The 13,426-nt window shown below is 65.1% G+C and carries 13 protein-coding genes; 6 read left to right on the top strand and 7 right to left on the bottom strand.

Annotated elements, in window-relative coordinates; genetic code table 11:
- Nucleotides 1–121: 121 nt before the first annotated feature.
- A complete protein-coding gene (locus ABC729_RS18800) occupies nucleotides 122–2,146 on the top strand; it encodes an alpha-glucosidase (protein WP_495609136.1) in 2,025 nt (674 codons plus the stop codon).
- Between the two features lie 122 nt (nucleotides 2,147–2,268).
- The gene (locus ABC729_RS18795) at nucleotides 2,269–3,492 is read left to right on the top strand and encodes an MFS transporter (RefSeq protein ID WP_495609135.1); all 1,224 of its coding nucleotides are present in this window, start codon (nucleotides 2,269–2,271) and stop codon (nucleotides 3,490–3,492) included.
- Nucleotides 3,493–3,496: 4 nt separating this feature from the next.
- Here ABC729_RS18795 and ABC729_RS18790 read toward each other — a convergent pair whose 3' ends face one another.
- From ABC729_RS18790 to ABC729_RS18775, 4 genes are read right to left on the bottom strand one after another with little or no spacing between them, the layout of a single operon-like run.
- Nucleotides 3,497–4,942, bottom strand: a complete 1,446-nt coding sequence (locus ABC729_RS18790; RefSeq protein ID WP_495609134.1) for an FGGY family carbohydrate kinase — start codon at nucleotides 4,940–4,942, stop codon at nucleotides 3,497–3,499.
- Entirely contained in the window at nucleotides 4,935–6,335 is a 1,401-nt protein-coding gene (locus ABC729_RS18785; protein ID WP_495609133.1) for an FAD-binding oxidoreductase, read from the bottom strand. Before ABC729_RS18785 ends, ABC729_RS18790 begins: the two co-directional genes overlap by 8 nt.
- Nucleotides 6,336–6,337: 2 nt before the next feature.
- Nucleotides 6,338–7,906, bottom strand: a complete 1,569-nt coding sequence (locus tag ABC729_RS18780) for a glycerol-3-phosphate dehydrogenase/oxidase (protein WP_495609132.1) — start codon at nucleotides 7,904–7,906, stop codon at nucleotides 6,338–6,340.
- Nucleotides 7,907–7,943: 37 nt separating this feature from the next.
- Nucleotides 7,944–8,336 (bottom strand): hypothetical protein, encoded by a 393-nt coding sequence (locus ABC729_RS18775; RefSeq protein ID WP_495609131.1) that lies wholly within the window; start codon nucleotides 8,334–8,336, stop codon nucleotides 7,944–7,946.
- A gap of 17 nt (nucleotides 8,337–8,353) precedes the next feature.
- Here ABC729_RS18775 and ABC729_RS18770 point away from each other — a divergent pair, with 17 nt between their 5' ends.
- Nucleotides 8,354–8,689, top strand: a complete 336-nt coding sequence (locus ABC729_RS18770) for a type II toxin-antitoxin system ParD family antitoxin (RefSeq protein WP_495609130.1) — start codon at nucleotides 8,354–8,356, stop codon at nucleotides 8,687–8,689.
- Nucleotides 8,686–8,988 carry a type II toxin-antitoxin system RelE/ParE family toxin gene (locus ABC729_RS18765; protein ID WP_495609129.1) on the top strand — a complete coding sequence of 101 codons (303 nt, stop codon included), beginning with the start codon at nucleotides 8,686–8,688 and terminating at the stop codon, nucleotides 8,986–8,988. The genes ABC729_RS18770 and ABC729_RS18765 overlap by 4 nt, the downstream gene beginning before the upstream one ends.
- On the opposite strand, the gene ABC729_RS18760 is transcribed toward ABC729_RS18765, so the two are convergent.
- From ABC729_RS18760 to ABC729_RS18750, 3 genes are read right to left on the bottom strand one after another with little or no spacing between them, the layout of a single operon-like run.
- Nucleotides 8,940–9,536 carry a hypothetical protein gene (locus ABC729_RS18760; RefSeq protein ID WP_495609128.1) on the bottom strand — a complete coding sequence of 199 codons (597 nt, stop codon included), beginning with the start codon at nucleotides 9,534–9,536 and terminating at the stop codon, nucleotides 8,940–8,942. The two genes, ABC729_RS18765 and ABC729_RS18760, sit on opposite strands and share 49 nt — an antisense overlap.
- Nucleotides 9,517–10,521: a sterol desaturase family protein gene (locus tag ABC729_RS18755; RefSeq protein WP_495609127.1), complete on the bottom strand. Its 1,005-nt coding sequence runs from the start codon at nucleotides 10,519–10,521 to the stop codon at nucleotides 9,517–9,519. The genes ABC729_RS18760 and ABC729_RS18755 overlap by 20 nt, the downstream gene beginning before the upstream one ends.
- Before the next feature lie 22 nt (nucleotides 10,522–10,543).
- On the bottom strand, nucleotides 10,544–10,960 hold the full coding sequence (locus tag ABC729_RS18750; RefSeq protein ID WP_495609126.1) for a hypothetical protein: 417 nt from the start codon (nucleotides 10,958–10,960) through the stop codon (nucleotides 10,544–10,546).
- A 156-nt stretch (nucleotides 10,961–11,116) separates the two neighbouring features.
- On the opposite strand from ABC729_RS18750, the gene ABC729_RS18745 reads away from it, so the two are divergent.
- Both ABC729_RS18745 and ABC729_RS18740 read left to right on the top strand, forming a co-directional pair.
- Nucleotides 11,117–12,517, top strand: a complete 1,401-nt coding sequence (locus ABC729_RS18745) for a coniferyl aldehyde dehydrogenase (protein WP_495609125.1) — start codon at nucleotides 11,117–11,119, stop codon at nucleotides 12,515–12,517.
- Nucleotides 12,514–13,425: a LysR family transcriptional regulator gene (locus ABC729_RS18740; protein ID WP_495609124.1), complete on the top strand. Its 912-nt coding sequence runs from the start codon at nucleotides 12,514–12,516 to the stop codon at nucleotides 13,423–13,425. Before ABC729_RS18745 ends, ABC729_RS18740 begins: the two co-directional genes overlap by 4 nt.
- The last annotated feature ends 1 nt before the right edge of the window (nucleotide 13,426 follow it).

The raw sequence follows: 13,426 nt of genomic DNA, 5'->3' as shown, positions 1-13,426 counted from the left end.
ACCCGATGGCTGGACAGGGCGGCTTCTTAAGTCTTATATTAGACATAAGAGTATGGAGAAATAGAAAGCCGGCCGCCGGGTCCATCCCGCCGTGCATGGTCTATTGAGGGAAGGGAACGACATGCAATTGGTTGAGACGGATGGCGGCTTCGACCTGATCCTGGCAGGTCGGAGCATCCTGCGCCACCGGTCCGATGCGCCGTGCCTCTATGTCGGCCGGGGCGACCCGCGCGTAGAGATGTATCACGGCCATTTCGATATCGAGGATAATGTCGAGGAACGGGTCGGCCTGCGCCATGCGGCCATGACCCGTGACAGCGACGGTAGTGCACGCATCGCCCTGTCCATCGCCCCCTCCCTGCCGCCCCTGGTCACCCTGACCCTGTCGGGCGGGGCGCAGGATGCGCGTATCCGTATCGACGCCATGGATGACAGCCTGAACCGTCTGTGGCTGCGCGTAGTGGCGGAAAAGGGGGAACATGTCTGGGGTGGAGGCGAACAGCTTTCCTATTTCGACATGCGCGGTCGCCGTTTCCCGCTCTGGACATCGGAACCTGGCGTGGGGCGGGATAAGTCCACCTTGCTGACCTTCCAGTCCGATCAGAAGGGCAAGGCCGGTGGCGATTATTACAAGACCAATTATCCGCAGCCGACATACATGTCGTCACGCCGCTATGCCCTGCATATCGACACCACAGCCTACAGCGCCTTTGATTTCCGCAAGGGGGACTGGCACGAGCTGGAGATCTGGGCGGCACCGGCGACCATTGAGCTGTGGGCGCGCGATGCCTTCACCGATCTGGTCACAGCCCTGTCCGACCGGTTCGGGCGGCAGCCACCCTTGCCCGACTGGGTGCTGAAGGGCGCCATCGTCGGGTTGAAGGATGGGGCGAACAGCTTTGACCGGCTGGAGAAATATGCTGCGTCCGGGGCCGCGCTATCCGGCCTGTGGTGTGAGGATTGGGTGGGACTTCGTATCACCAGCTTCGGCAACCGCCTGTTCTGGGACTGGAAATGGAATGCTGCGCGCTATCCGGGTCTGGATAGGAAGATCAGGGAGTTGCATGAACGCGGCATCCGGTTCCTCGGCTATGTGAACCCCTATCTCTGCGTTGATGGCAGCTTCTTCCCGGAAGCGGAGGCCGCCGGATATCTGGCAAAGAAACTGGATAGCGACGAGACCTATACGGTCGATTTCGGGGAGTTCGATTGCGGTGTGGTGGATTTCACCAACCCCGCCGCCGCCGAATGGTTTGCGGAACGGGTGATCGGGCAGAATATGCTGGATTTCGGGCTGTCCGGCTGGATGGCAGATTTCGGGGAATATCTGCCGACCGACGTTCGGCTGCATGATGGCACACCCGGCATGCTGGCCCATAATGCCTGGCCGGTCCTGTGGGCGGAGGTGAATGCCCGCGCCGTGGCTAGCCGGGGCAAGACGGGCGAGGCGTTGTTCTTCATGCGCGCCGGCTATAGCGGGGTGCAGAAACATTGCCCCCTGTTGTGGGCGGGCGACCAGTCCGTGGATTTCAGCCGGCATGACGGCATCGGCACCGTCATCACGGCGGCCCTGTCATCGGGTCTGCTGGGCAATGCCTATCACCACAGCGATATTGGCGGCTACACCAGCCTGTTCGGCAATGTCCGCACGCCGGAACTGGTCATGCGCTGGTCGGAAATGGCAGCCTTCACCGCCGTGATGCGCGGGCACGAGGGCAACCGCCCGCGGGAGAATGTGCAGATCGATGAGGATGAACAGGTCCTGGCGCATTTCGCCCGTATGACCCGCATCTACGCCCATATGGCACCCTATCTGCGGGCACTGTCGGACGAGGCGGTGGCGACGGGCCTGCCGGTGCAGCGCCCGCTGTTCCTGCATTTCCCTGACGATCCCGCCACCTATGCCCTGCAGGAAAGCTATCTCTACGGCACCGAACTGCTGGTCGCCCCCGTCATTCAGTCGGGCGTGGAGCGGTGGAGCACCTATCTTCCCGCCGGGACCGATTGGGTGGAGGTCTGGACGGGTGGCATGCATGCGGGCGGGCAGACGGTAACGGTGGATGCGCCGCTGGGCAAGCCGCCGCTCTTCTATCGCCAGGGCAGTGCGTGGGCGGGGCTGTTCGCGGGCATTGCGGCGGTAAGCTGAAGTGTTCGTAGGTCAGGTCGAGCCGGAGGCGAGCCCTGACAGCATTGGATTGAGAGCCTTCTCCGTCAGGGCTCGCGCGGCGCGCTCGACCTGACCTACGTATTTGCGACAAGGACACCCCCATGCGTTTCGGCATTCACCGTACCCTGCTGCTGGCGCTCGTCATGATGGCGGGTATCCTGAATTACACAGACCGGCAGATCATCGCCGTGCTGAAACCCATGCTGGAAAAGGAACTGGGCTGGAGCGACGCCGATTACGGCACGCTGGTCGCCATGTTCCAGGGGGCGGCGGCCTTTGCCTTCGTCTTTGCCGGCTGGATGATCGACCGCATGGGCTGGCGGGTTGGCAATCCCGTCGCCGTCGGGTCATGGAGCCTGTCCGCTATTGTTCATGGCATGGCCACGACCCTGACGGAGTTCAAGCTGGTGCGTGTGGCCCTGGGCGCGACGGAAGCGTTGGGCACGCCGGCGGCCATCAAGACCGTTTCCGTCTGGTTCCAGGCCAATGAGCGCTCCCTGGCCCTGGGCTTCGTCAATGCGGCGGGCAATATCGGGGCCATCATCGCGCCCCTGCTGGTGCCCGTCATCGCCTTGTCTTATGGCTGGCGTTGGGCTTTTTACATCATGGGCGGATTGGGGCTGGTCTGGGTTGTCGCCTGGTGGGCGCTGACCCGCCTGCCCTATTTCCAGACGCCCCCCACCCTCGCCGCCGCAACGGGTGGGGCGAAGGTGCCCTGGGGCACTGTTTTGACCGACCGGCGCACTTGGGCCTTTGCTGGGGCCAAGGTGTTTTCCGATCAGGTCTGGTGGTTCCTTCTGATGTGGATGCCGGATCTGTTCACCCGCGTCTTCGGGCTGGACATGCGCAGCTTCGGCGTGCCGCTGGCCACCATCTATGCCGTCGCGGCGTTCGGGTCTCTCGCCGGCGGCTACGTCTCTGGCCGCATGCTGGCGGCGGGGATGAGCATCAACCGCGCACGCAAGCTGACCCTGTTGATCTGCGCACTTCTGGTGCTGCCGGTGCCGCTGGTGCTGCTGGTGCAAAATTACTGGCTGGCCGTGGCGCTGCTGGGACTGACCTTGGCGGCCCATCAGGGTTTCTCCGTCAACCTGTTCGCCACCGCCACCGACATCATCCCGCAGGGGCGGATCGCCACCGTCATCTCCATCGGCGCGCTGTGCGGCAATCTGGCGGGCATGGCAATCCTGCAAGCCGCCGGCTGGGTGCTGGCAACCGGCGGGTCCTATTCCCCCATGTTCGCGCTGGTGTCGGTGTCCTACCTATTGGCGCTGGGATGGCTGCATCTGTTGCAGCCGGTGCTGAAGCCGGCGGAGGCGGCGTGATGGATCAGGCCAGGGCCACCTTCGCCCAGGCCTGATAGGCGGCTTCCGCTTCGTCCCGGCCTATGCGCGGCGTAAATTCCGCGTCATAGCGGGCGAAGCGGGGTAGATCGGCCACGGCGATGACGCCGACACCCAGGCCGGCGGCGATAGCGGCACCATAGGCCGTCGCCTCCTTCACGTGATGGCGGCGGACGGGAAGGTCCAACGCATCCGCCTGCATCTGCAACAACGGTTCACTGGCGCTGACGCCGCCATCCACAGGCAGGTGGTCGGGGGTGAAGAGGCCCGGTGTGGCGGCCACGGCGCGCGCAATCTCCATCATGCGCAGGGCAAGCCCCTGCAGGGCCGCGCGGGCCACATGCGCCCGTCCGGCACCCGCATCCAGCCCGGAAATCAGGGCGCGTTCATGAAACCGTCCATGCGGCGCGCCCAGCCCCTGCAGGGACGGACGGACAATAACACCGCGCGTGTCCGGCACGCTGGCGGCGGCATCCGACAAGGCGGCGGCATCGGCGAACATCCCCATGTCCTGGCACAGCCAGGTCAGGAAGGCACCGCAGCTGATCACCATACCCTCCACGCACCAGGAAATATCCTCCCCCGCCTTGGTCATGGCCTGGATGGGGATGGTGCGATGGGGACTGATGGGGATGGCACCGGTGGAGGCCATCAAGACGCCAGAGGTGCCATAGGTGGCCTTCCAGGCCCCCGCCGACAGCCGCCCATGGGCCAGCATGCCCGCCTGTTGATCCGCGATCACCGCTGTAACGGGCACCGATACGCCGAACAATGATGGGTTGGTCTGCCCGATGGGCCCCCAGCTGTCGGCGATGGCGGGAAACAGGCCGGGTTCCAGCCCCTGATGTTTGATCAGGGCCGGGTTCCAGCCGGGATGATCGGGATAGCCGATATAGCCCGACAGCCAGGCCGAGCCGATATCCGTGACATGCGCGCCCCCGCCCGTGAGGCGGAAGATCAGGTAGCTGTCCAGCGTACCCCAGCACAGCTCCCCCCGCGCCATGCGGGCACGGCCATCGGGGACCAGATCCAGTGCGGCTTCCAGCTTCGCCGCCGGCACCTGTGGCCAGAGCGTGAAGCCGGCAGCGCGCAGCTGCTTGTAACGGTCCATGCCGCGAAGGTCGCTCCAGACCAGGATCGGTGCCACGGGATGCCCCGTGGCGCGGTCCCACAGGACCGTGCTGGACCGCTGCGTCGTCACGCCGATGGCGGCGACGTCCTGCATGGATCGCCCGGCCTGATCCAATGCCCGCGCGATGACCGACCGGCAGATGGACCAGACCTGTTCGCCATCCTGTTCAACCCTTCCGGGAACTGGAAAGGATGAGGGGATAGGCTGCTTGGCCCCCGCCAGCACCGTGCCGCCCGCATCAATCAGCAGGGCGCGGGCACCCGTGGTGCCACAATCAAGGGCCAGCAGCAGTTCAGGCATCGGGGATCAGATTTCCGGGGTTCAGGATGCCGTTCGGGTCCATCGCCCCCTTCAACCGGCGCAGCAGGGCCACGCCGCCAGACCCCAGATCATGGGCCAGATAGGGCTTGCGCAACCTGCCCGCGCCATGATGGTGCGCCACCCCGCCGCCATGGCGGGCCGTTGCCTCCATGATGCGACGCCAGCATTCGAAGTAAGCGGGTTCCATGCAGGCCGTATCCTCGAACGTCGCGGCGAAGGAGAAATACAGGTTAATCCCGGAACGGTAGACATGGGAACTGTGCGCCGAGGCGTTGATGACGCCTTCGACCTCGTTCAAGTCCCGGATAACGTCATTGTAGATATCGCCAATCTGCGTCCAGGTGCCGGAGATTTCAGCGGTGTCGGCGACATAGCCACGCTCGAACATGTCCTTCCAGGTGGGCACATGGTTACGGCGCAGCAGCCATTGTTCGGCCGCCGCCGGGTCACCCGGCTCCAGCCCCGCCGCCGCCGCGATGGCGGCGATGGCGGGCATCTCCGCCTCCACCCGTTCGCGCGGACCTTCATGCACCATCAGCAGCATTGACTTGCCGTCGCGCTGGAAATCCTTGAACAGGCGGCGCACTTCCCGCCCGTCATACAGGCGCATCACCGGCGGCTTCCAGTCGGCCTGGATGATGCGACGCTGTGCCTCGAACCCCGCCTCCATGTCCTTGGCGAAGAAGATGGAGCATTGGCGGAAGGGGGCCGCCCGGCGTAGCGACAGGGTGACGCCGGTGACCACGCCCATCGTCCCCTCCGCCCCCATCAGCAGGTGGCGCAAGTCCGGCCCCGCCGCCGCGCGCGGTGCCTTGCCCAGGGTGACGATGTCGCCATTGGGCGTCACCGCTTCTACCGCATAGATCATGTCCTCGATATTGCCATAGGCGGTGGAGAACTGGCCCGAGGCGCGGGTGGAGACCCAGCCACCGACGCTGCTGATCCCGATAGATTGCGGCCAGTGGCCGATGGTCAGGCCGTGGGACGCCACCGTCTCTTCCGCCAGCAGCCCGTTCATGCCGGCATCGAAGCCGGCCAGCAGGTTGGTCTCGTCAATGAAACGCACCGATGCCATACCGCCCATATCCAGCAGGATGGCTTCCGGCGTCGGCTCCACCCCGCCGCAGACGCCACTGCCCAGACCGAAGGGGATCAGGGGGACATGGTGCTCATTGGCGAACAGTACGACCTGGCGGACATCGGCCACACTTTCAGGCCGCACCACGATGCCGGGGGCGGGCACATGCTCGCCCCGCCAGTCGCGCAGATGCTTCACACACCATTGGTCATAGCGGCGGGCGCGCAGCGTGTCGGCGTCGCCCAGCACCTTGTCGCGGCCGATCCGTTCGGCCAGTCGGGTGGCGATATTCATCTTCATTCTCCTCCCGGTCCGGGCGTCAGGGCCCGCCGGCTGTTCCGGTCCAGTTGCAGGCAATGATGGATTTCGGCGGCCCCACGGCGGTCATCCCAGCCCAGCAGGCGGCCCATGGCCTCTGCCGCCGGGGCCAGGGACGTGCGGCCCGCTTGTCTGTCGAACCAGGCCCGCGCACTGCGCCGGACCCAGTAATCCTCCAGCGTGGCGGCCCCTTCATGCAGGACGGCGTGCCGGGCCTCCGCCGCGACATCGCCGCCGCCGGCGCGGATCAGCGTGGCCTCCGTGCCGTAAAGCCGATCAAGGCGGTCATCGCCATCCAACGTCTGCTCACCGCCCGGCAAGGGAAGATCGGCCGTGCGGCAAGGTGACGGGCGACGGTCCAGACGCCCTTCCACCGCGTCCACGATACGGGACGCCATGGCGCGGTAGGCCGACAGCTTGCCGCCCGCGATGGCAATGACGCCGCTGGGCCCCACCCACATCTCATCCTTGCGCGATACTTCCGTCGCCTTCTTGCCGGCTTCCCCGATCAAGGGCCGAATGCCAGCCCACAGGGCCACGATATCCTGGTCCCCGATCGCGGGCACATCCATGGCGGCCTGGGCCGCGTTCAGCAGGTAGTCGATGTCGGCGCGGCCGATCTCCGGCCAGTAATCGGCACCTTCCTGAAACTGGTCGGTGGTGCCCAGATAGGTGAAGCCGCCGCGCGGCACCGCGAAGATGTTACGCTTGTCCGGCGCGCGCAGGATCAGCGTGGATGATACCGGCAATATGCCACATGGCAGCACCAGATGAATGCCCTTGGAGATGGCCAGCCGCCGGTCGCCATCTCCCACCGTCAGCGCCCGGACCCTGTCCACCCAGGGACCGGCAGCATTCACGATGACCCGCGCCTTGACGCGGGCTGCGCCCTCTTCGCCCGACAGGGTGGAGCGGGCGATCAGGCCGACGGCTCTACCCCCCTCCTCCAGCAGGCTTTCCACCCGCGCATGGTTCAGGACCACGGCCCCGGCGGCGGCGGCGGAACGGACATTGGCCAGCGTCAGGCGCGCATCGTCGGTCAGGAACTCCGGATAGGCGACGGCCCCGTTCAGCCGGTCACGGCGCAGATGCGGTTCCCGCCGCGCCAGTTCATCCAGGCTCCAGACTTCATGCTGTTCTGTCGCCGGCACCCCGCCCAGTTTCTCAAAGCTCCACAGAGCCGCGCGCAGCTTGGCCTGGGTCGCCAGCGAGGTGGTGGGGATGACAAAGGGGGTGATCCGGGCCAGATGCGGGGCGATGCGGCGCAGCACCTGCCGCTCCGACGCACTTTCCCTTACCAGGGCCACATCGCCCTGTGCCAGGTAACGCAGGCCGCCATGGATCATCTTGGATGACCGGCTGCTGGTGCCGGATGCGTAATCCTGCGCCTCCAGCAGGGCCACCGACAGGCCGCGCAGAGCAGCGTCGCGGGCGATGCCCGCCCCGGTGATGCCGCCACCGATGATGGCCAGATCGAACGTTTCCGCCGCCAGCCGGGTAAAGCTGGCGGCGCGTTCACCCGCATTCAGGCTGGCCCCCTTCCCCATCGCTTTCCCTCCGTCCCTGGTCTGTGTTTGTCAGACGTTAGGGGAATTGCGACGCCTGTGGTGATGCGTTCTGGGAAACAGCCCGGTCCCGCCGCATGGCCAGCGCCGTCCAGACAGCACCCGTGAAATCCACAAGCCCGAACAGGATCAGCAGGCCAGGCGCCAGACCCGCCAGGACCAGACCCGAAAAGCCCGCCAGCACGATGACACGCGTGACCACGGTGACCCGCTGGAACGCCACCCCATCGGCACCGGCGTGATAGTAGAGCGCCAGATTGAAGACGATGATCCCCAGGACCCGTATCCACGGTTCCTCCGTCGGGGCCAACCCCAGCAGGGTCAACAGCAGGTTGGGGACCAGCAGCAGGATCAGCCCGTTCGCCCCCAGATACAGGGCGAACAGACGTAATGACAGGGCGGCATGGGACATGGGGCTGGGTCTCCGTCTTGGCAGGCTTTGGCAAAAAATGGCATGATGCCAGAAGGTTTGAGAGGGAGGCCGTGATGGCGACCATGAATGTCTCTGTGCCCGACCGCATGCGCGACTGGGTCCAATCCCGCATCGACAGCGGCCAATATGCCAGCGCCAGCGACTATATCCGCGACCTGATCCGGCGGGATCAGACGCAGCAAGATCATGCGGCAGCTTTGACCAGGATGGATACGGCTATCGAAGCTGGCCTAGCGGACCTTGCTGCCGGACGAATGCGTCCTGCCGAGGAAGTTTTTGACCGTCTGGAAGCAAAATATGCGGCGATAACCGCCAACGGTGCGAAACCTTGATTGTCCGTTTCGTCGCCCAAGCCGAACAGGACCTGGAGAACATCGCGGACTTCATCGCAAGAGAGAATCCTGCGCGGGCGCTCTCGTTCGTGAAAGAGCTTCGCATAAAGGCCGTCGGCATTGGCCAATCCCCCCGTGCCTTTCCGGTGCTGCAACGATACGAACACCAAGGCATCCGACGTCGTATCCACCGCGACTACGCCATTCTTTACCGTTTTGATGGCGCCGATGTGATCATCATCCATATCCTTCACTCTGCACGGGACATTGAGACCATCCTATCGGCCGAGGGAGAATAGCCCCGCACCCCCATCGCCAGCGTCGCGACCCAGAGCGCCAGCCCCACATGCAGCCCGATGATACGGGCATCCGGCCCCATCAATCCCGGCACCCGCGTGACCGCCGCCAGAATTAAGCCCAGCATCGACAGGCCTAGCCAAAGCCGTGTTGCCCGTGTCAGCAGGCGCAGGGTGCCGGCCAGGATGAATAGGCTGGATAGCGGCCCAACCAGGGCCTTCTGCCCTGCCAGAGTGAGACCGCCGGCCAACAGGACCGCGCCCCCCACCACCCAGGGCGCGCGCCGTGTGCTGGGCAGCAGGAACAGGGCGACGGCGATGATCGTGAAGCCCAGAAGGGCGAAAATCTCCGACGAATCCTGATGCAGGATTGTCAGCCATTCGGGTTCCCACCCGGCAAAGTGCAGGGTACCGAGGGCGGACGGTATGGCGAGGGCAAGGACCGCAGCAGCCAGCAGCCGTACCGGACCCGTCGCCTGTTCAGTCAACAGGGTCCAACCGGCCCAGAGGCAGGCCAGCGCCAGGATCGCATCACTTGCCGCCAGCAGCATCGGCCACCTCCCGCGCCATCATGGGCATTTCATGGGTGCCAGTCGGGGGAAGACCGGGCGTGCCGGCCTGTTCCGGGTTCCGGCGCAGAAAGGCAGCCTTGATCTTGTCAGTGTCGTCGCGGCTGCCATCATGGCTCCACCCCGGCGGGCCGAACAGATAGAGGAAGCGATCGCGCAGGGAGAGCCCGCGCTGCGCCTGATCCTTGGCGATGCCCACGAATTCATGAAAGGCGATGCGCAGGGGATTGAAGGTACCCAGGTCGCGGACCAGACCGAACCGCACCGGATCATGGTCCTGTTCCGGCACGAAGGTCCCGAACAGCTTGTCCCAGATGATCAGGGTGCCGGCATAATTGCTGTCCAGATAACGCGGGTTGGAGCCGTGATGGACACGGTGATGGGATGGGGTGTTCATCACCGCCTCGAACCATCCCGGCATGCGGCGGATGGATTCCGTGTGGATCCAAAACTGGTAAAGCAAGTTGAGAGAGGAGGCGAAGATCAGGATGGCCGGATGGAAGCCCAGGAAGGCCAAGGGAAGCTTCAGCACGAACAAGCCCATGATGGCCCCTGTCCAGGGCTGGCGCAGGGCCGTGGCGAAGTTGAAATGCTGACTGGAATGATGAACGACATGGCTGGCCCACAGCCAGCGGATGCGGTGCATGAAACGGTGCGCCCAGTAATAGCGCATGTCATCAATCAGGAAGCAGGCGACGATGGCCCAGACGGACGTGCCGATATCGAACAGCCGGTGGTCATAGACCCAGAACATGATGGCCGATATGCCGCCGCCGATCAGGAGGCCGGAGAACAGGCCGGTAATGACGTAGCCGACACCCATGGACAGGCTGGCAGCACTGTCCCGCGTCTCGTAATGCGCGCGCAGCAGGTTCAGGCGCATCAGCAGCAGTTCAAGGACGAGCAGCAGCAGATAGAGCGGGCTGGCCAGGGTGGCGACATCGGGATAACTCAGAGTGTCCGGCATCGTTTCTTCCCAGATATTGTCGTTATCTATTGGGCAGCGCTTCGAGAAGCGCCTGCCAGTGGGCCGCCTCCGCCCCATCGGCGAAGGAAAGCCGGAAAGACGGGGCCGTGAAATCGGCAAGCGACAAGGTCAGGACACTGTCTTGCAGGTGCCAGCCGGTCACGTTCTCCGCCCCCACCACCCGCGCCGTGGCGTAACGGCCCATGGTCAGAAGCAGGCCGAAGCGGCCGGTCGTTCCCAGATCGATCAGGGCCGATAGCCCGTCACGGGACAGGGCGGCACCGGCGGCAGGCACATCCGGCAGGAGGTCGCGGAAACGGTTCAAGGCCGCGTCCCGGTCCGGCATGCGCTCCCGCGCGGTCTGGCCCAGCAGATGGTGCAACAGAATGATGAACAGGATGAACAGCGCGCTGCCCACAATCAGATATGGAAGTGTCATCGGGTTCCGCCCTTGCAAACGGGGTGATGATATTCGGGGCCGCATGATGGCGATCTTGCCAAAAAATCATCACCTGATGACTTCCAGAGATGCATGAAAATGCACTTGGTCATGTATGTTGGGGATAAGCAATTGAACGACGTCTGAGGGAATGTGATGGACGGGGTACCGTACCTGCAGGGCCTGTTGGCGCGCCAGCAAGAGGTGGCAAGGCGTCACGGCGCGCCGGACCTGAAGGCACGTCTGGCCGCCCTTGACGGCCTTGCCAGCCTCGTCCGGCGGCATCAAGGCGAACTGGTCGCCGCCGTCAGTGCCGATTTCGGTAACCGCGCCCGGCAGGAGACGGAGTTGGGCGAGTTGATGCCGCTGCTGAACGGCATCCGGCATGTCCGCCGCCACCTTAAGGGCTGGATGCGGCCCCAGCGGCGGGTGGCGGGGCTGGCATTCCAGCCGGCCACGGCGCGGGTGGAGTATCAGCCGCTTGGCGTGGTCGGCATCCTGTCGCCCTGGAACTATCCGATTTTCTTGACGCTGGGGCCGCTGGTCGATGCGCTGGCGGCGGGTAACCGGGTGATGATCAAGCCGTCGGAACTGGCACCCCGGACGGCAGAACTACTGCGCACCCTGCTGGGTACCCTGTTCCCGGAGGAGCGGGTGGCAGTGGTGACGGGCGGGGCAGAGGTGGCAGCAGAATTCTCCCGCCTGCCCTTCGATCATCTGGTCTTTACCGGGTCCACCCGCGTGGGGCGGGCAGTGATGCAGGCGGCGGCGGGCAATCTGACGCCCGTCACCCTGGAACTGGGTGGCAAATCGCCGGTCCTGGTCCTGCCAGACTACCCACTGGACAAGGCGGCCCGGACCATCGCCATGGGCAAGTTCTTCAATGCCGGCCAGACCTGCGTGGCGCCCGATTATGTACTGGTGCCGCGCGATCGGATGGAGGCCTTCGCGCAAGTCCTGATGCAGCGGGTAGAGGCGATGTACCCCACTATTACCGGCAATCCCGACTATACCAGCATCATCACCGACCGCCATTATGCCCGCCTGTCTTCCATGGTAACGGAGGCCGGTGGGCAGGTACTGCGCCACCGCGACGCCGGCGACGCGGCCCAGCGCCTGTTCCCGCCAACCCTGCTGATCGACCCGCCCGTCGACAGCATGGCGATGCGGGAGGAGATTTTCGGGCCGGTCCTGCCCATCCTGCCCTATGACCGGGTGGAGGAGGCACTGGCCTTCATTAATGCGCGGCCCAAGCCGCTGGCCCTTTACTGCTATTCCGATGATGCCCGCCTGATGACGGAGGTGCTGGATGGCACGCGATCAGGCGGGGTGACGGTGAATGCCACCATGCTGCATGTCGGGCAGGAGGATCTGCCCTTTGGCGGCGTGGGTGAGAGCGGGACCGGTGCCTATCACGGGCGTGAAGGCTTTCTGCGCCTGTCACATGCCCGTGCCGTGCTGCGTATGGGCCGCTTCAACCAATCCCATCTTGTCGCCGCCCCCTATGGGAGGCTGACAGGCTGGATCACCAGATTGTTCATCGGAGGGGCGTCATGAACCTCCGCCGACTTCAACATTTCGAGGCCTTGTACCGTCTGCAAAGCTTTGCGCGGGCCGCAGACGAACTGGCCATCACCCAGTCGGCGTTGAGCCGCAGCCTCCAGAAGCTGGAGGAGGAGCTGGGCACCGTCCTGTTCGACCGCACCACCCATTATGTCCGGCCCACCGATGCCGGCGACCGGTTGATCCGGCCCGTACAGGATGTGCTGGCCGCCGCTGGCAACCTGGACAGTGCCGCCAACCAGTTGACACGGCCCGGGTCGGGCACGGTCCGGGTCGGGGCCGGTCCCTATCCCATGAACCCGCTGCTGACCCGCGCCATCGGTCGGTTCGGGGCGGCGCATGACGGGGTACGGGTCACCGTGACGGGCGGAACGGCGGATGTGCTGCTGCACGGGCTGGTTGACCGGTCGCTGGACCTTGTCGTCTGTGATATCAGCAAGTTCGACGGGTCCGCCTATGCCGATGAGGTGGTGGTGACGGCCCTGCCGCGTGAGCCGCTGATGATCGTTACCGCCGCATCCCACCCCCTGCCGGAGGGGCGGGGACGGCGGGAGGCGGTGGAACAGCGGCCCTGGGCCCTGCCGCGCCCGGCACCGGGCAGCGAGCACCGCTTCGCCCCCGCCATCCGCACCCGCATCGCCCAGCGCAGCTTTCCCGATTATGAGCTGGACAGCACCTTGGCCTGTCTGGAGGTGGTGCGGCAGGGGCCGGCCATTACCGTCGTACCCCGGTCGCTGGCCCTGGCCGCCAGCGCCGACGGGGCGCTGACCTGTTACGCCATGGCGGCGGGCGAACAGACCAATGACGGCATCCACCTGCTGCGCAACCGCAGCCAGAGTGCCGCCGTCACCGCCTTTGTGAAGGCCCTGCGGGAGACAGCGCAGTCGCTTCTGGTGGTGTAAC

It is taken from the genome of Niveispirillum sp. CC-CTL257, assembly GCF_059489915.1.
The sequence above is the reverse complement of the archived record's forward strand: the minus strand, read 5'-3'. Positions and strand labels throughout refer to the sequence as shown.